Consider the following 17,395-nt stretch of genomic DNA (forward strand, 5'->3'; position numbering starts at 1 on the left):
AGCCGTATCTAGCCCCGGGCCTTCCGGGCGCGCCGCACCAGGTACACCGCGAGCAGCACGCAGCACGCGTAGGTCCCCGCGACCACCATCCAGCCGGCCGCGAACCCGCCGGTCCCGGCGATGGACGCTCCCATCAGCAGCGGGCCGATCGCGAATCCCGCGAAGAGGCCGGCCGTCACGATGCCGGCCGCGGATCCCATGGAGGCGGCCGGGATGTTCCGCAGCAGAGCGGCCATGATGACCACGCTGACCCCCAGCGCGGAGATGCCGTGGAGCGCCACCGCGGTCCAGAGCAGGGCGGCGTGCCCGGTCGCGCCGGCCGCGAGGAACACCCCGGCGCCGGCGAGCGCGATCGAGCCGAGCGCCACGAGCAGCGCCCTGGCGGAGACGCCGCGGGACATGGCGCGGGCCCAGCCGACGCGCGCGACGACGCCGACCGCCCCGGCGGTCGCGGCCACGATCCCACCGAGGACCAGGCTGAAGCCCATCTCCCGCACCGCGAACAGCGGGAGGTAGATGTTGGTGGCCTGGACGCCGAGGCCGTTCAGGAACCCGAACGCGGCCAGCGCCCACACCAGGAACGGCTGCCGCGCGCGGGCGGCGCGCGCCGGCCCCGGGACCGGCGCAACGCTCGGAACCCCGGACGACGCCGGACCGGCCGGTTCCGGCGGCGCAAAGGGTTCCGGCGGCGCATACGGATCCAGCGGCCGCACCATCGCGAGCTGCCGCAGCGTCACGGCCAGCAGCGCCAGGGCGAGGACGGCGCCGGCGGCGGACGCCCCGCGCCAGCCGATCCACAGGGCCAGCGCGGGGAACGTCAGGCTGGCGGCGAGCTGGCTGGCCTGGACGCCGGACTGCTTGATCCCGGTCCAGCCGATGCGCTTGGCCGCGGGCACCCGCCGCAGCAGGATCCGGTTGGTCACGCCGTTGGGGAAGGACTGGGCCAGCCCGGCCAACGACGCCGCGATCAGCAACAGGAGGTAGCCGCCGGGGACGGCCGCGGCCGCCAGCGCCAGGGCGGCCAGCGCGTAGACCGCCACCATCAGGAAGCGGTCCGATTTCCCGTCGGAGAACCGGCCCAGCGCGGCGTTGCCGAGCGCGCCGGCCGCGAAGCACGCGGTCGCCAGGAACCCGAACTCCACCTCGCTGATGCCCAGGTCCCGGATGACGAGTTCGCTGGTGGCGCTCAGGCCGTACGTCAGCAGCGGGCCGATCCCCACGGCGCCGAGCAGCACCGCCAGCAGTCCCGGCCCGGCGGGCCGTCCCGCGGCAGTGTTTGCGCCCATTCCGCCAGCCTATGGGACGGAGGCGGGTCCGCCCGGTTGCCGGGGGCCGGAGCGCGAACGATACTGGGCGCAACGAAGGGGAAAGCCTCATGGGTTTCTACACCGACCGCGTTCTGCCACATCTGATGCATCGGGCCATGGCGTGGGAGGGGCTGGACCCGCTGCGCCGCCGGCTGTGTGCGGGGCTGGCGGGAGGCGTGGTCGAGCTGGGCTTCGGCTCCGGCGCCAACGTGCCGTTCTACCCGGCGGCAGTGGGCGGCGTCTGGGCCGTGGAACCCTCGGACACGGCCTGGCGCCTCGCGGCACCCGCCGTGGAGGCCTCCCCGGTCCGGGTGGTGCGCGGGGACCTGGACGGACAGCGCCTCCACGCCGCGGACGGCGTGTTCGACCACGCCTTGGTCAGCTGGACCCTGTGCACGATTCCGGACGCTTCGGTTGCGCTTTCCGAACTGCGGCGCGTGCTCCGGCCCGGCGGCTCGGTGCATTTCCTGGAACACGGGCTGGCCCCGGCGCCGGCCGTGCGCCGATGGCAGCACCGCCTCGAGCCGGTCCAGCGCACGGTGGCCGGCGGTTGCCACCTGACCCGCTCGCCGGCGGACCTGCTGCGCGGGGCCGGTTTCACGGTGCACGAGTGCGAGGCCTTCTACCATCCGGGCATTCCTCGGGTCGCCGGCTACTTCACGCTGGGTGTCGCGGTGTCCTGAGGCGCGGCGCGGATGTCCCCGCGCGCGTCCCGGCGGACGCCATCAGCCGCGCAATGGGCCACCGTCAGTCGGCGTAGTTCCCGCGGTCCCGGTCCGCCGGGACTAACGGGACCGTGTCACTCCCCCAAGATCGCCTCGCCCATCACCTTCGCACCGGCCTCGGTGAGGTGGACGCCGTCGTAGGACATGCCGGGGAGGAAGCGTCCGCCGTCGCGCAGTCCAGCGGCGGCGTCCGTCCACTCCCAGCCCCGGTCCCGCACGAACTCCTCGAGTAGCGCGTTGTAATCCGAGTGCGTGTAGGTCGGAGCCTCGAAGCCCGCGGCGCGATCGACCGGCGGCACCGCGGACACGAGGACCCGCTCCGGTCCGGCGACGGCCACCACTGCGGCGATGTTCGCGGCCGTCTGCTCGAACGGCACCCCGAGCGAGACGTCGTTGGTCCCGGCCAGGACCACCAGCACATCCGCATCCACCGGTTGGACGTTCGCGGCCATCATGGACGTCGGCGCGCCCCACACCGCCCAACCGCCGGCGAACCCCAGCCCGTCCGTGGCGGCGTGCCACACCCAGGAGTCGGAACCGATGTCGCCGTTGGCGAAGTCCGCGCTGCGCGCCTCGGTCAGCGAGTCCCCGACGGCGGCGAAAGTCACGGCCCCACCCTCCGGGGATAGCCCGCGCGGCGCCGGATCCTGGGGCCTCGTCTCGCCCCACACGAGTGCGCCGACGAGCAACAGCACGACGGCGATGCCTCCCGCCAGCCAACCGCGCCGGGCACGCCACGGCGATGAAGCATCCGGCCCCTTATTGGTCATGACTGCATTGTCCCAAAGAGTTCACGCGCTTCTCATCTACATCTCACCAACCGCCAGTAGCGTTGCCCCCAAGCCAGACTCCGAGCCGAAAGATGAGACAACGAATGCCTCCAAGAATTTCCGTCGTGGGAACCGGCTACCTGGGCGCGACGCACGCGGCCTGCATGGCCGAATTGGGTTTCGACGTCGTGGGACTGGATGTCGATCCCGTCAAGATCGCCCGGCTTTCCGAGGGCAAGCTTCCGTTCCACGAACCCGGCCTGCCGGAACTGCTGGTCAAGCACGTCGCATCCGGCAAACTGCGCTTCACCACCTCCTACGAGGAGGTCGGCGCGTGGGCGGACGTCCACTTCATCGGCGTCGGCACGCCGCAGCGCTCGGAGGACGGCGGCGCGGACCTGCGCTACGTGGACGCGGCCGTCACGAGCCTCGCCCGGCACATCACCAGGGACGCCCTCGTCGTGGGGAAGTCGACGGTTCCGGTCGGCACGGCCCGCCGGCTGAAGGATCTGCTGACCGAAAACGCGCAGCCGGGCGTGGACCTGGAACTCGCGTGGAACCCGGAGTTCCTGCGCGAGGGCTTCGCCGTCAAGGACACGCTGACCCCGGACCGCCTCGTGATTGGCGTCGAATCCGAGCGCGCGGAGGCGACGCTCCGCGAGGTCTACGCCTCGGCCCTGGGGCGGGACACCCCGCTGGTGGTCACCGACTTCGAGACCGCCGAGCTGGTCAAGGTGGCCGCCAACGCGTTCCTGGCCACGAAGATCTCTTTCATCAACGCCTTCTCGGAGATCACCGAGACGGTCGGCGGCGACATCCGCACGCTGGCGGACGCCATCGGCTACGACGAGCGCATCGGCCGCAAGTTCCTCAACGCGGGCGTCGGCTTCGGCGGCGGCTGCCTGCCCAAGGACATCCGGGCGCTGCAGGCGCGGACCAGCGAGCTGGGCCTGCACCGCACCATGGGCTTCCTGGACGACATCGACGACATCAACCTCCGCCGCCGCGGCCGCGTGGTCACGCTCGCCCACCAGATCCTGGACAACTCGGTGGCCAACAAGCGGATCGCCGTCCTCGGCGTGGCCTTCAAGCCGGACAGCGATGACGTCCGCGACTCCCCCGCGCTGGACATCGCCGGCCAGCTCTACAACCAGGGCGCGGACGTGGTGGTGTACGACCCGGAGGCGAACGCCAACGCGAAGCGCCGCTTCCCCCGCCTGCTCTATGTCGGCTCCACCCAGGCGGCGACTGAGGGTGCCGAGCTGGTCCTGCTTCTGACGGAGTGGAAGGAGTTCCGCGCATTGCAGCCGGACGATCTGGCTGGTGTGGCCGGAAGGCGAATCATCGACGGGCGCAACGTGCTGCCCCACGACGAGTGGGAAGACGCCGGCTGGACCGTGGCCGCGCTCGGCCGGAAGTTCCGCTAGCGGCGCCTCACCGGGGGCGTTTCACCGGGGCCGCAGGATCGCCTCGGCCAACGCCTCCCCCAACACCTTCGCCCCGGCCTCGGTCGGGTGGACGCCGTCGTAGGACATGCCGGGACGGAACCGTCCGCCGTCGCGCAGGCCGGCCGCGGCGTCGGTCCATTCCCAGCCGCGGTCGCGCACGAAGTCCTCGAGCCGCGCGTTGAAGTCCGCGTAGTCGTCGGGCGCCCCGGGTCCAGCGGTGCCGTCCAACCGGCAGAACGGCCGAGACGACCACCCGCTCCGGGCCGGCCGCGGCGACGATCGAGGCGATGTTGGCCGCGGTCTCCGCGAACGGCACCCCGCGGGCCACGTCGTTGGTACCGGCCAGCACCACCAGCACGTCGGCGTCCACGGGACGGACGTTCGCGGCCATCAGCGAGGTCGGCGCTCCCCAGCGCGCCCAGCCGCCGGCGAAGTCCAGGCCGGCGGCCTCCGCGTGCAGGATCCACGACTGCTCGCCGATCCGGCCGGCGGCGAAGTTCGGGCTGTCGGCCTCGGTCAGGGAATCCCCGACGGCGGCGAACGTGACGTTCTGCCCGGCGGGCGCCGGTCCGACCGCGCGCGTTCCGCCCCACACCACGACGGCGGCGGCGAGCACCAACACGGCAACGACGCCGGCCGCCATCCATCCCCGCCTGCCCGCCATCGCGCCTCCAGCCGTCCGTCTGCGTGGCCGCCATGCTACCGGACGGCGGAAATCCGGGTCAGCGCGCGGCCGCGTCCACCGCCTGCTCCACCATGGCGTCGCCGACGGACATGGTGCCGCCGAGGACAACGACCTTGCCCGGGTCCAGGCGCGCAAGCTCTGCCGCGACGGCCGCCGGGAGCGTCCCGCTGGCGGGGACGGTCAGGATGGGTCCGTCCACCGCGGGGCCCGCGGCCAGCGCGTCGATCCCGTTGCCGTTGGCCAAATACACGGCGGCGACGCCGGGCGCGAAGTGCGCCGCGCTGATCGCCGCCGCGGTCGCGTAGCGGTCGATTCCGGCGATGCGCTCCACCGAGAGCCGGGCCGGCGCTTCCGACGTGGGCGCGGCGGAGGTCGGCGCCGACGACGTCGGGGCGGAGGACGTCGGCGAGGCCGGCGCGGAGGTGCTCGTGGGGCAAGGCGCGGTCAGCCATCCGCCCCCGGAGTACACCTCGCAGGTGCTGTTGGCTTGCGCGGCTCCGGCCAGCGTCAGCGGGGCAACGGCGAGTAGTGCGAGGGCGGCGGCGATGCGGCGCATGATATCTCCTGCTTGGGGGTGGGGAAAGCGTGGCTTGGGGTGCCGATGTGTCTGCTGAGATCAAGGATAGGCCCGAAATCCCCGCGTAAACACGCCGCACGGGACGCAATCCCCGGCCACCCGTCCGCCCCACGCCCCGTCGCCGGGAAACCCCTAGTGGGAGCCAATAGCCCCTCGCGAAGAGTTTCCGGAACCATCCGGTCCCGTCCTAGAAGCCCCGCGCGCCCACCCAGCGCGGCCCGAACGCGGCGATCCGCACCGTCCGGGGCTCGTCGGCGCCCGTGTCGTCGAAGTCGAACACCAGCTCCTCCCCGGCGTCGGCCCCGACGGCGCGCTCCAGCGAGACCTCCAGGCGCGATTCGGCCAGGTGCTCCACCTTGCCGCGGCCCCACTCCACCACCGTGACGGACGTGGCCAGCGTGGACTCCAGGTCGATGTCGTCCAGTTCGGCGGCGGTCGCGAGCCGGTAGGCGTCCACGTGCACCAGCTCCGGCCCGTCGGCCAGCGAGGGGTGGATGCGCACCAGCACGAACGTCGGGGAGATGATCCCCGGGCGCACGCCCAGTCCCATCCCCAGCCCCTGCGTGAACGTCGTCTTCCCGGCCCCGAGCTCGCCGCTGAGCACCAGCAGGTCCCCCGCCCGCAGCGCCGCGCCGAGCCGTGCGGCCAGCGCTTGGGTGGATTCGGCGTCGACGGCCGCCAGTTCCGCCGTCCACACCGGGGCGTCGGCCGCGGGGACCTCACTCACCGGCCTGGCCCCAGCTGCCCTCGATGTAGTGCCGCGGCACGCGCGGGGAGACGCGGGTGACGATCTCGTAGTTGATGGTCCCCGCGGCCTCGGCCCAGTCCGTCGCGGACGGGCCGTCGCCTCCGAACAGCACGGCCTCGGTCCCGACCAGCGTGTCGGCGTCGGCGTCCGGGCCCAGGTCCACCACGAACTGGTCCATGGCCACCCGGCCGCTGGTCCGCGCGATGTGCCCCGAGATCGCCACGGGGGCGTCCACGGCGGAGCGTGGGACGCCGTCCGCGTAGCCGAGCGGGACCAGGGCCAGCACCCCGGCCGACGGCGTCCGGTACGTCAGCCCGTAGGAGACTCCCTGCCCGGCGGGCACGCGCTTGGCGTTGGCCACCCGGGCCATCAGCCGCATGGCCGGGCGCAGGTTCAGGTCCTCGGACGTCTGGTCGCGGAACGGGCTCAGCCCGTACATCCCCAGCCCAAGCCGCACCAGGTCGAAGTGCGCGTCGGGTCGGGACAGGATCGCGGGGGTGTTCGCGGCGTGCCGGACCTCGAGGTCGAACCCGGCGTTTTCGGCCAGCGCGACGGCGGAGCGGAACGCCTCGAGCTGCTCGTCTGTCTCGGGGCGGTCGGGCTCGTCCGCGACGGCCAGGTGCGTGAACACGCCGACGATGCGCAGCAGCCCGTCCTCCTGGTGGGCCATGGCGGCGTCGAGCAGGTCCTCCCACTTCTCCGGCGTGCAGCCGTTGCGGCCCAGGCCGGTGTCGATCTTGAGGTGGACGCGCGCGGGGCGCTCGGCGCTTTTGGCGGCCGCCGCGACGAGGTCCAGTTCCCACCCGGAGACGCCGAGGTCGATGTTGCGGGCGATGGCCGCGGCGAAGTCGGTGTCCGGCGTGTGCAGCCAGGCGAGTGCTGGCGCCTCGATGCCGGCGTCGCGGACGGCGAGCGCCTCGCTCACGTGGGCGAATCCGAGCCACGTGGCCCCGCCTTCGAGGGCGGCGCGGGCAACGGGCAGCGTACCGTGGCCGTAGGCGTCCGCCTTGAGCACGGCCATGACCCGGGCGGGTGCGGCGAGTTCGGCCACTTGGCGGACGTTGTGGCGGATCGCGGAGAGGTCGATCTCCGCGCGCTTTTCCCACCGCGGTGCGGCCTGTGGGTCGACGGGGAGTCCGACGTCGTTCGCTGGCTCGGTCTGTGAAGTCACCACACCATTCTTTCACCCGGCGCTAAGTCAAGCGGCCGCCATCCCGTGGGGATGGCGGCCGCCTCTAGCCGATGGTCGGCTGGTCCGTGGTCTAGTACGGCCAGTTGCCGGCGTCCGTGCTGGAGTACGGCCAGTTTCCGGCGGCGGTCGCGTCGGTGCTGTCGGCAACGACAGCTCCACCGATGGCCAGAGTCGCTGCTGCGGTGATGGCCAGCGCTGCGGCCGCCTTCATCATGTACTTCTTCATGGTTCCCCCTGGGCAAACGGTGTTGGTGGTCCGGGCCAATGTGGTGCGGGGTCCCGCCCGGAAGGATGCCCCGATGTGAGTATGGCACCTGTTGCCAATGATGCGGAAGTGGAACGAGGAAATAATACTGCGCGCTTTGACGCGGGTGGCTCGTGGGGTGGAGGAAGCCGGTGCCGCATACTTGTCAGTATGCTCCCGCACGCGTCCACACCCGACCTCCACGGCTACGAATCCGCCGTGCGCCGGGCAAAAGCCGCCGGGAACCGGTCGGTAACCCTCCAGTTCGCCCGCGGGGGCGTCGCGGCCGCTCGCAAGGCTGACAACGAGCGCGCGCTGTGGCAATTCACGTTCGAGGTCGCGGATGCCCATTTGGCGATGGACGCCTATGCCGAACTCCGTGAGGTGGCGGATGGGATGCTTTCCCTCCCCGCAGCCCGTCAGGATGCCGTGCTCCAGGTTCGCAGTCTGATATTGCGTTCGATCGCCGAACGGTGCCTCGGCCAGGAATCGGTGGCCATCGCCACGGCCGACGAGGCGCTGGCGCTGACCGGCGCGCTGCCGGGCCACGACGCGCTCCGCGCCGAGGTGCTCCAGACCCTCATCGCCGGGCTCGTGGAGGCGGACCGGGCACACGAGGCCTGGCGGCACCACATGGACTTGGCCTGCCTTCTGGAATCCATGGACAACCAGTCCGCCGGCAAGGGCTTCTGGACCCTGGGCAACGTGGCCTTCATGGTGGGAAGCGCCCAGGACGGGCTCAGCTACCACGCGCAGGCCGCGGAACTCTTGTCCCCTGCCAACGACATTCCCCTGTGGGCGAGATTCAACAAGGCGTCCGCCGACCTCCAGCTACGCGCCGGAATCGCCATCGAACAGACGCGCGACTGCATCGAGAGGGCCAGCCTGGCCCACGAGGTCATGGATGCGACGGAAGTGGACCGCGTGGGGCTGGCGGTCACGAATGCCCGCTGGAACGTCGCCCGGGAGCGCCCCGAGGAGGCGGACCGGATCCTAGCGGACGCGCTGTCGGGGTTGGCGGACCCGAACGCCGCGCACTTGGTTCCCGCTTACCACCTGTGGGCCGAGGTCCTCGACACCGTAAGGCCCGACGGCGCCCCGGCGAAACGTGCCACGGCGAACCGTATCCAGCGGCTCACCGGATAGTTTGGACGAACCCCGCCACCTGAGGAAAGCGAGATCCAAATGCATGCACCACGGCCGGGCCGGGCAGACCGGTGAGGGGCTCCTGGCTGCGGATCCGCGACGCCCTCCGGCACGAGTTGTGGCCCCTGCCACTGTTTGCCGTGGCCGTCGGGATCGTTGCGGGCGTCCTCCTGCCGTGGTTGGACGGCAGGCTGGGCGATCCCGCGGAACCGTGGGCGACGCTCACCGTCGGCGGAGGCGCGGACGCCGCCCGAAGCCTCCTGACCACGATCGCCAGCAGCATCATGACCGTCACGTCGCTGACCTTCTCCCTGACGGTGGTCACGCTCCAGCTGGCCAGCAGCCAGTACACGCCCCGCATGCTCCGGACGTTCTCCTCGGACCGCGTGGTCCACTGGACGCTGGCCGCTTTCCTCGGCACGTTCACGTACTCCATCGTGGTCCTGCGCACCGTGCGGTCCCGGGACACCGGCGACGAATTCGTCCCGCACCTCGCCGTGACCTTCGCCTTCGTCCTGGGGCTCGGCAGCATCGCCGCGCTGGTGCTGTTCCTGGCGCACCTCGCCCGCGAGATCCGCGCGGAAAACATCCTCGACCAGCTCCGGAAAAACGGCATCGCCGGCATCGAACGGCACTACCCGCCGGCCGGGTCCGGCGCCACGCGGGAGCTGCCGGACCGGCCCCGGGTCCTCATCCGCTCCCACGGCAGCGGCTTCCTCACCTCGGTCGAGCTGGCCGAGGTCGCTGAGGTGGGAACCAGCCTCGGCCGGACCATCCACTTCGTGGCCCAGCCCGGCGACTACGTGCTGGAGGGAACCACCCTCGCGATCGCCGACGGGCCCGCACTCCCCGAAGACGAGACGGCCCGGCTCGCATCCCGGGTCAACGACTCGGTTAAGCTCGGCCCGGAACGAACGCAGCTGATGGACACCTCCTTCGCGCTCACCCAGCTGGCGGACGTCGCCGCACGCGCCCTGTCTCCCGGCACCAACGACCCCACCACGGCGATCCACGCCATCCACCACGGCTCCGCCGTCCTGGTCAGGGCGCTGCGCCGCGACTGCGGCCCCATCTCCCGAATCGACGCCGAGTCCGGCACCGGCGCCACCCTGCCGCTCCCGGACTTCGCCGAACTCCTGGACAAGACCTTCACCCCGGTGCGCACCTACGGACAGCAGGACCCGGAGGTCGCCCGCGCGCTGGCAGCGGCCGTCGGCGGCATCGCGGCCAACGACGCCGCCCACCGGCACGGCGCCACGCTCCTGGAATTCCTCCGCAACCTCCAGGGCTCCGTCGACGCGGCATCGCTCACCGAACACGACCGGGCCAACGCGTTGGAAAGCATCGCACGGGCCCGCTCCCTCTGCACCGACGCGTAAAGGCTGACCGACCCCCCTCGGGCCCCGTGGCAGAATCGTGGCGGGGCCGCCGCCCGGCTCCCCACGTCAACGCGGAACAGGAAGGCATTGTGCAGCGACCCCCGGAGCACCGGCCGGAGACGCAGTCCCACGCCGTCGAAATCGAATCGCGCTCCATTTGGGCCGCGGTCCTGACGGGCGCGGCCGCCATGGTCGTGGGACTGATCGCCTTCAGCGGCTACCGGCCGCCGCTGGCCGGCGACGGGTCCGTCGCCAGCCACGCGTCCGTGGTCTGCGGCGCCGCGGCGGGACTCTCCTTCGTCGCCGGATACGTCCAGAACGTCCGCACCGTGCACCTGTGGCTGGGCGCCCGGCCCGTGGCGCGGCAGATGCTGGACGTCGCGGCCCTCCTGGTGGTCCACGCCTCGATCGCCGTGATGACCTCGCTCGTGCTGTTCCGGCTTTTCCAGCAGGCGTTCTTCGGCCTCACGGTGGACACGGTCGCGGGCTCCACGATGCTGGCCGTCTCCGCGGGTGTGGCCGGCTACTTCGCCTACACCTCGGGCGCGCGGATCACCGCGGCCACCCTGTCGGTCCTCCTCGCCGTGTTCATGGCCTCCGGCATGCTGATCAGCATGCTCCTCGCCGAGAACCCGCTCTGGTGGCACAGCATGTTCAGCGAGCTCGGCACCGGCCAGGCGGGCGTGACCTCCTTCTGGACCTTCAACACCACCATCACCACCTCCGGCGTCATCCTCACGACCCTGTCCTCCTTCATCACCCGCGACCTGCGCCGGTGGACCGAGCTGCTCGACGTCCGCGACGAACGCAACGGCCGGCCGCGGCGCCGGTTCCTGCGCCCCCGGCCCAACGTGGTCCGCGCCTGCCTCGTCGCCAGCGGCGCGTGCATGGCCGGGATCGGGCTCTTCCCCGTCAACACGTTCGAGCCGATCCACACCGGCTTCGTCCGCGTGCTGGCGCTCATCCTGGTGGTCCTCCTGCTCGGGGTTCCACTCTGGCTCCCCGGCTTCCCGGGCGCGTTCTACCTGCTGAGCGTCATCGCCGTGGCCGCCCTCGCCGGCGCCGCCGTGCTCTGGCACCCGCTGCGCTACTACAACCTCACCGCGCTCGAGCTCGGCGCGGCCGGCATCGTCTTCGCCTGGCTGGTGGTCTTCATCCGGAACACGTCCGCGGTCGTCGAGGCCGCCGGCATGGAACATGCGGTGCCCGGCGACGTGGCCGGTGATCTGCCCGCACCTGAATTCCAGTGACCCCAAACACATGCGTTTCACGATTCTGGTCTAGACTCGAATCACTTAAGGCTCATTGCCCACGCAGGCATTGAAACCGTCTTTTCCGGGGGGGAATTCCATGGATCACCAGGGGTTGGCAGGCGCTCAGGCCGGCGGCACGAAACGTGCTGGGAGGCACTTCGATGGGCATTGCTGAACTGGCCCCGCCAGCAGATGGCCGCGGGAGCGAAACCGTGAAGAACAACGAAACCGTCAATCCACACAACGCGGTCCCCGCACCGCCGCGCGGTGCCGCGGACTGGGCCTCGAAATGCGCAAGCCTGTGGAAACACCCGCAGAACGTCCTCGAGGTGGCCTTCGTGCCCGGCTGCGCCCTGAACTCCGCCCTGCTCCAGCAGGTGGCCCAGGGCGCGGCGACCCTGTTCGAGCACGCGCCCGTTCACGTCCTGGTGGACATCTCCTCGCTGACGCGCGTCGATCCGCTCGCAGCCGAGGCCTTCCGGACCTTCGATTCCCTCGGCCGCGTGGCGATCCTCGGCTTCGGCCCGGCGGACCGCGTGCTGGCGCGTTTCTTCATGACGGCGACGTCGGAGAGCGCCACCGCAGAGATGCGGTACGTCGAGGAGCGCGCGGCCGCGTTCGAGTACCTCGGCGGTCATGGCTGACATTGCCCTGCCCCCGGAGGCCGACTCCCGGATCGAACGGATCGTCGCGGCCATCCTCGGCATCGCCGACGGCAAGTTCGAGACGGGCATGGAGCCCAGCGGCCGGCGGGACGAGATCGACGCCATCATCGTGGGCATCAACTCCATGGCCGCGGAGATCGCGCGCATCTACCGGGACCTGGACCAGCGCGTCGCCGAGCGCACCACGCTGCTGGAGGAGGCGCGGGACAAGATGCAGGTCCTCGCGTTCTCCGATCCCCTCACCGGCCTCGCCAACCGCTCCGCGCTGCTGCGCCAGCTGGAGCACGCCATGGACCGGCACCGCCGCGGCGAGCCCGCCCCGGTACTGATGCTGCTGGACCTTGACGCGTTCAAGGACATCAACGACACCCACGGCCACTCCACGGGAGACGACGTGCTCTGCCTCGTCGCGGACCGCCTCCGCTCCGGCATGCGCGACGGCGACCTGATCGCCCGGCTCGGCGGCGACGAGTTCGCCGTCCTCCTCCCCCAAGGGGCCCCGCGCCCGCTGGAGCTGGGCCGCCGGCTCATCGCGCTGATCAACGCGGAGACCACCATCTCCGGCGTCCCCGTCTCCCCCGGCGCCAGCATGGGTATCGCGGAGGCCACCACGGCACACGACGCCGACATGCTGCTGCAGGAGGCGGACACGGCCATGTACGTGGCCAAGCAGCTCACCCGGGACAAGGTCCGGGAGTTCGAGCCGTTCATGCTCTACGAGCGCCAGCAGCGCGCGGTCCTGCTCACGGACCTCCGCGGCGCGCTGGGCACCGAGCAGATCTACCCGGTGTACCAGCCGATCGTGGACATCCCCACGGGCGCGTGGATCGGCGCGGAGGCGCTGGTCCGCTGGCGGCACCCCGAGCGCGGGGTGGTCATGCCCGGGCAGTTCCTGGAGCTGGCGGAGGAGGGCCGCCTCCTGCCGCGCCTGACCACGCAGATCCTCGAGGCCGCCCTGGGGGACCTCTCCGCGTGGCGCGAGGGCGGGCTCGTCGACGAGTCGTTCACGGTCCACATCAACGTCACCCCGGCCGAGCTGCACATGCTGGACTTCCCGGACCTGATCCGGGCCGCCCTGCGCCGCCACCGGATGCCCGCCGCGTGCCTGGGCATCGAGATCACCGAGCACAACATGCTCTCCGGGGACTCGCTGGACCGCTACTCCCTGCTGGCGCTCTCCCGCATGGGCGTGCACACCAACATCGACGACTTCGGCACCGGGTACTCCTCCATCAGCTACCTGAACAAGCTCCCGGTCGACGGCGTGAAGCTGGACCGCTCGATCATCGAGGGCATCCCGGCGGACGCCCGGCAGGTGGCCCTCGTGAATGCCGTGTCCGGGCTCATCACCGCGTGCGGGCTGGAGTGCATCGTGGAGGGCGTCGAGACCGCCGAGCAGCACGAGGCGCTGCTGCGCATGGGCTTCGCGAGCGCCCAGGGGTACTACTACTGCCGCCCCGTGCCGGCGACCGACCTCGAGCCCGCGCTCAAGGGACACCAGCGCCCGACGGCGTAGCGCGCCTCAGGCGGCGTCGTCGCCGTCGGGCTCCGCGGGCAGCGTGAACGCGAACACCGTCCCGTGCCCGTCGCCCCGGCGGGCGGAGATCGTGCCGCCGTGCGCCTCCACGATCCGCCGGCAGATCGCCAGGCCCAGTCCGTTGCCCTCGGCGCGGGACCAGCCGTTGGACGCGCGGCGGAACTCGGTGAAGATGTCCCCCAGCTCGGCCTCCGGGATGCCGATGCCGTTGTCGGCGACCTCGACGACCACCCACGCGCCGTCGTCGTCCGGGCGCGAGGACACGGTGATGCGCAGCGGGCGCCGGGCGTCGGCGTACTTCACGGCGTTGCCCAGCAAGTTCGCGAGCACCTGCTCCATCCGCTTCCGGTCCGCGTACACCAGGTCCTCCGCGGTGATGTCCAGCTCCACGGTTCCCGAGCCGCGCCGCTCGGCGAGCGCCACGAGCGGTTCCCCGACCGCGTAGGCCAGCGCCCCGACGTCGATCACCGTGGGGTCCTGCTGGCCGTCCTTGGCGGAACTGTAGGCGAGCAGGTCCTTGATCAGCCGGTTCATCTTGGTGCTGGCGCTCTGCATGCTGGCCACGGCCCGCGTGCGCGCGGACTCGTTGCCGCCCTCCTCCTCCAGGAGCTCCAGCCAGCCATCGAAGACGGTCAGCGGCGTCTTGAGGTCGTGGGCAACCACGGACGCGAAGCGGTTCAGCTGTTCGCGCTGGCGGTTGTCGTCGGTGACGTCGCGGACCACGGCCACCGCGCCGGGGCGGTCCCCGCGGGGCAGCTCCAGGGGGAACGCGTCCACGCGCAGGCGGCGCAGGTCCCGTCCCCCCAGGTGCAGGGAGACCTCGTAGCCCAGCACGGTCTCCCCGCGCAGGGCGCGCGCCATGGGAAACTGCTCGCGGGTAAGCCGCTCCCCGGTGGCGGCGTAGACCTGCGCGTACCCGGATCCGTCGTCCGGGTCGGTGTCGAGGGCCGCCAGCATCTTCCGGGCCACGTCGTTCTGCAGCATGTATTCGCCGGATTCGTCCGCGACGAGGATCCCCTCGCTCATGCCGGAGAGGACCACGTCCCGCAGCTGCGCGGACTGCTGCGCCTCCTCCCCCGCGCGCTGGAGTTCGGCGAGCAGGCGCGTGGTCTCGTCGCGGTGGAGCGCCAGGAGGGCGGTGACCACAAAGGATGCGAAGGCGTAGAGCTGCGCCACGTAGGCGGCGGTGGCGGGCGCCAGGCCGCTGAACGGCCCGCCGCCGAAGAGGGTGACGGTCAGGAGCAGGCCGCCGACCGTGAAGGCATGCGCGTACGCCCACGGGCTCCGGAAGCGCATGGCGGCCCAGAAGCCGAACGGGAGGGTGATGAAGAACAGCGGGAGCCCAGCGTTGAGCACGTACCCCACCAGGCAGGCCACGGCGGTGGAAAGGGTCAGCGCCAGTGCCTCCAGGACGCGCGAGGACCGGGAGCGGACCGGCGCGTGCCATTGCAGGAAGTCGCGCCGCGCGTCCGCGGGCGTGCCCTCGGTCGCGGGCAGGAAGCTCCCCGGGGCCAGCAGCAGGCCGAAGCTGACCAGCATGGACATCCCGATGCCGTTGCGGATCAGCCATGCGGAGAACGCGACCAGCGGGTCGGCCCCGCCGACCAGCACGAGGGCGGCCGTCACCATCCCGGCGCCGACGGCCGCGGCGGCCACGGAGGCGGACAGGGTGACGAAGAACGAGCGGACGCCGGTGTCCCGGCCGGCCTGGACCCGCGTCATGAGCAGGTGGACGACGGCGGCCTGCACGGCGAGCGCCAGGCCGAACAGCGCGGCCCGCTGCGGCGGCAGGCCGGTCAGGTAGTTGAGGCTCCCGGAGACGGCGGCGATGCCGGCGAGGGCCCAGTAGCGGCCGGCCCGGCCACGGGCCGCCCAGAGGTACCAGAGGGCGCCGATCCCGGCGGCGGGCCAGATGAGGGCGAACCCGGTGCCCTCCAGCGTGGTGGAGCGCCCCAGCATGGCGCTGGCGGCGAGCGCCACGGCGAAGCCGAGGTGCCGCCAGACCGCCCCCGTTCCCCCCGTGGTGCTCATCACTTAGTGAACATTACCCGCCCGCGCTCGGCCGCGACCCGTTGAACTCCACATAGGCGGCGACATCGTCGTTGGAGAGCGCCTCCCCGAGGTCGTTGATCGCGGCGATGTCCGGCAGGACGATCGACTGGCCGTCGGCGGAGCGGCCGACCCCCTCGGTGGGGAGGGCGAAGAAGTGCACGTCGTCCCTGCGCAGGTTGGAACCGACCACTCATGCAAGTCCCGCGATCCTTCTTCCAACCGGTGAAGCTTACCGTCGCCGAAAAAGGCGCCTTTTAGGCCTCGCCGGCATGCGTCACGGCAGCGGCAGCGATGAGATCCGCTCGGCTCCGTGGTTCCCCGCCGGGGTCTCCGGTTGCCAAAAAAGCCCCCAATATTCCAGTTAGCCGGTCGCCGCTTCCGGCGGTCGCTAGTTCCGGTCGCCCGGCGTTGAAAACCACCGTGTACCCATCGGGGGAAGCACATACGGTCGCCGGCCCCTTGAGCAACACCACGGAGCCGTAGCCGACGGCCGCCCATCGGGCCCAGCGGACGGGGTCCCTTTCGATGCCGGAACGGTCGACCCGCATTCCCACCCGGGACAGCAGGTCCTGCAACTCTCCCGCGTGCGGCGTCAGGACCAGTTTTCCGTGTCCGTCCTGTGGTTCAAGCCCGGCCAACGCGCTGGCGTCCACGACGCACGGCAAACCGGCACGGATGGCGGCCCGGGCTGCCTCAAGCTGTACCTTGTCGTCCCCAATGCCCGGACCGACGGCCCACGCCTGGACGTGGGCGCCGGCGTCGTCCGACGGCACGGCCTCGGGCACGGCCTGCGTCAGGAACGGTCGAACAGTGTCGGGCGCCACGGTGCGCAGCATGCCCAGGCCGGCGTTCACGGCCGCCGTCGCCGACAGCACCGCCGCGCCGGGATACTGGGCTGACCCGGCGACGAGGCCCAGCACGCCGCGGGTGTACTTGTGGTCCCCCGGACGCGGGCGCGGTTGAAGCCGTTCGGCGTCCGCGGACTCGATGACGTGAAGGTCGGGGTCGCCCAGATGTTGTCCCAGTCCGATGTCGACGACCTCGATTCGGCCGGCTAGCAGGTGCCCCCGGCCGACTGCGAGCCCGGTCTTGAGTGCGCCGAAGGTCACGGTGAGGTCGGCCTCGATCGCGGAGTCGGGTGCGTCGCCGGTGGTTGCGTCCACGCCGGAGGGAAGGTCGCAGGCCACGACGAGCACACCTTCGGGAATCTCCGGCAGTTCCACTGCGCCCTTCGCTCCGGTGCCGAGCACCGCGTCGATTACCAGGTCCACCCCGTCCAGCGCCTCGGCGGCGGCACGCCAGCGCCTGCTGTCGCCGCGCGACGCCTTTCCACCCTTGCGCCGTCCGTCGACGACCCGTCCGCCAGCCTTCACGAAGGCGGCCAGTCCCGCGTCGTGCGCTTTCCTGCCCAGAAGCACAGCGGTGCAGGCGACCCCCCGGCGAACCAGGATGGCCATGGCGAAGAGCGCGTCTCCCCCGTTGTTCCCCGTGCCCACGAGTGCGGCGGCGCGTGTGCCGTAGACACGTCCCCGCTCGCGCCGGAGCAGCTCCATGGTGTGCTGGGCCAGGCCGTAGGACGCACGGCGCATCAGTTCGGGGCCCATGCCGCGCTCAAGTAGCGGCTCTTCCGCGGCACGGATCTGCGTGCCGGTGTATGCGGGGATCAT

17 protein-coding genes are annotated in these 17,395 nt (G+C 71.5%); 7 read left to right on the plus strand and 10 right to left on the minus strand.

Going from position 1 to position 17,395, the window contains the following annotated elements:
• Nucleotides 1-8: 8 nt before the first annotated feature.
• On the minus strand, nt 9-1,286 hold the full coding sequence (locus tag AC0QSG_RS07130; protein ID WP_475377107.1) for an MFS transporter: 1,278 nt from the start codon (nt 1,284-1,286) through the stop codon (nt 9-11).
• Nucleotides 1,287-1,375: 89 nt separating this feature from the next.
• On the opposite strand from AC0QSG_RS07130, the gene AC0QSG_RS07135 reads away from it, so the two are divergent.
• Nucleotides 1,376-1,990 carry a class I SAM-dependent methyltransferase gene (locus AC0QSG_RS07135; RefSeq protein WP_475377108.1) on the plus strand — a complete coding sequence of 205 codons (615 nt, stop codon included), beginning with the start codon at nt 1,376-1,378 and terminating at the stop codon, nt 1,988-1,990.
• A 116-nt stretch (nt 1,991-2,106) separates the two neighbouring features.
• Here AC0QSG_RS07135 and AC0QSG_RS07140 read toward each other — a convergent pair whose 3' ends face one another.
• The gene (locus tag AC0QSG_RS07140) at nt 2,107-2,802 is read right to left on the minus strand and encodes an SGNH/GDSL hydrolase family protein (RefSeq protein ID WP_475377109.1); all 696 of its coding nucleotides are present in this window, start codon (nt 2,800-2,802) and stop codon (nt 2,107-2,109) included.
• A gap of 104 nt (nt 2,803-2,906) precedes the next feature.
• On the opposite strand from AC0QSG_RS07140, the gene AC0QSG_RS07145 reads away from it, so the two are divergent.
• Nucleotides 2,907-4,229: a UDP-glucose dehydrogenase family protein gene (locus tag AC0QSG_RS07145; RefSeq protein WP_475377110.1), complete on the plus strand. Its 1,323-nt coding sequence runs from the start codon at nt 2,907-2,909 to the stop codon at nt 4,227-4,229.
• Between the two features lie 7 nt (nt 4,230-4,236).
• Here the strand turns inward: AC0QSG_RS07145 and AC0QSG_RS07150 are convergent, their stop codons facing one another.
• The 5 genes from AC0QSG_RS07150 to AC0QSG_RS07170 all read right to left on the minus strand — a co-directional run bounded on the left by AC0QSG_RS07150 (nt 4,237) and on the right by AC0QSG_RS07170 (nt 7,678).
• Entirely contained in the window at nt 4,237-4,893 is a 657-nt protein-coding gene (locus AC0QSG_RS07150; RefSeq protein ID WP_475377111.1) for an SGNH/GDSL hydrolase family protein, read from the minus strand.
• 79 nt (nt 4,894-4,972) lie between these two features.
• Entirely contained in the window at nt 4,973-5,491 is a 519-nt protein-coding gene (locus AC0QSG_RS07155; protein ID WP_475377112.1) for a cell wall-binding repeat-containing protein, read from the minus strand.
• 208 nt (nt 5,492-5,699) lie between these two features.
• Nucleotides 5,700-6,239, minus strand: coding sequence for a tRNA (adenosine(37)-N6)-threonylcarbamoyltransferase complex ATPase subunit type 1 TsaE (gene tsaE / locus AC0QSG_RS07160; protein ID WP_475377113.1), 540 nt, complete (start codon nt 6,237-6,239; stop codon nt 5,700-5,702).
• The gene (gene alr / locus AC0QSG_RS07165; RefSeq protein WP_475377114.1) at nt 6,232-7,431 is read right to left on the minus strand and encodes an alanine racemase; all 1,200 of its coding nucleotides are present in this window, start codon (nt 7,429-7,431) and stop codon (nt 6,232-6,234) included. The genes tsaE and alr overlap by 8 nt, the downstream gene beginning before the upstream one ends.
• A 91-nt stretch (nt 7,432-7,522) precedes the next feature.
• Nucleotides 7,523-7,678 carry a hypothetical protein gene (locus tag AC0QSG_RS07170; RefSeq protein ID WP_435726277.1) on the minus strand — a complete coding sequence of 52 codons (156 nt, stop codon included), beginning with the start codon at nt 7,676-7,678 and terminating at the stop codon, nt 7,523-7,525.
• Nucleotides 7,679-7,915: 237 nt separating this feature from the next.
• Between AC0QSG_RS07170 and AC0QSG_RS07175 the strand changes: the two genes are divergently transcribed.
• From AC0QSG_RS07175 to AC0QSG_RS07195, 5 genes are all read left to right on the plus strand, one after another.
• Nucleotides 7,916-8,842, plus strand: coding sequence for a hypothetical protein (locus AC0QSG_RS07175; RefSeq protein ID WP_475377115.1), 927 nt, complete (start codon nt 7,916-7,918; stop codon nt 8,840-8,842).
• 71 nt (nt 8,843-8,913) lie between these two features.
• Nucleotides 8,914-10,221 (plus strand): DUF2254 domain-containing protein, encoded by a 1,308-nt coding sequence (locus tag AC0QSG_RS07180; protein ID WP_475377116.1) that lies wholly within the window; start codon nt 8,914-8,916, stop codon nt 10,219-10,221.
• A gap of 89 nt (nt 10,222-10,310) precedes the next feature.
• Nucleotides 10,311-11,471, plus strand: a complete 1,161-nt coding sequence (locus AC0QSG_RS07185; protein WP_475377117.1) for a DUF998 domain-containing protein — start codon at nt 10,311-10,313, stop codon at nt 11,469-11,471.
• Nucleotides 11,472-11,686: 215 nt separating this feature from the next.
• The gene (locus AC0QSG_RS07190; protein ID WP_475377118.1) at nt 11,687-12,118 is read left to right on the plus strand and encodes a hypothetical protein; all 432 of its coding nucleotides are present in this window, start codon (nt 11,687-11,689) and stop codon (nt 12,116-12,118) included.
• Nucleotides 12,111-13,655, plus strand: a complete 1,545-nt coding sequence (locus AC0QSG_RS07195; RefSeq protein ID WP_475377119.1) for a putative bifunctional diguanylate cyclase/phosphodiesterase — start codon at nt 12,111-12,113, stop codon at nt 13,653-13,655. The genes AC0QSG_RS07190 and AC0QSG_RS07195 overlap by 8 nt, the downstream gene beginning before the upstream one ends.
• A gap of 6 nt (nt 13,656-13,661) precedes the next feature.
• Here AC0QSG_RS07195 and AC0QSG_RS07200 read toward each other — a convergent pair whose 3' ends face one another.
• The 3 genes from AC0QSG_RS07200 to AC0QSG_RS07210 all read right to left on the minus strand — a co-directional run bounded on the left by AC0QSG_RS07200 (nt 13,662) and on the right by AC0QSG_RS07210 (nt 17,395).
• A complete protein-coding gene (locus AC0QSG_RS07200; protein ID WP_475377120.1) occupies nt 13,662-15,707 on the minus strand; it encodes a sensor histidine kinase in 2,046 nt (681 codons plus the stop codon).
• 13 nt (nt 15,708-15,720) lie between these two features.
• Nucleotides 15,721-15,918, minus strand: coding sequence for a hypothetical protein (locus AC0QSG_RS07205; protein WP_475377121.1), 198 nt, complete (start codon nt 15,916-15,918; stop codon nt 15,721-15,723).
• A 64-nt stretch (nt 15,919-15,982) separates the two neighbouring features.
• Nucleotides 15,983-17,395 (minus strand): bifunctional ADP-dependent NAD(P)H-hydrate dehydratase/NAD(P)H-hydrate epimerase, encoded by a 1,413-nt coding sequence (locus AC0QSG_RS07210; RefSeq protein ID WP_475377122.1) that lies wholly within the window; start codon nt 17,393-17,395, stop codon nt 15,983-15,985.

This window comes from Arthrobacter sp. LT660, from assembly GCF_056172845.1.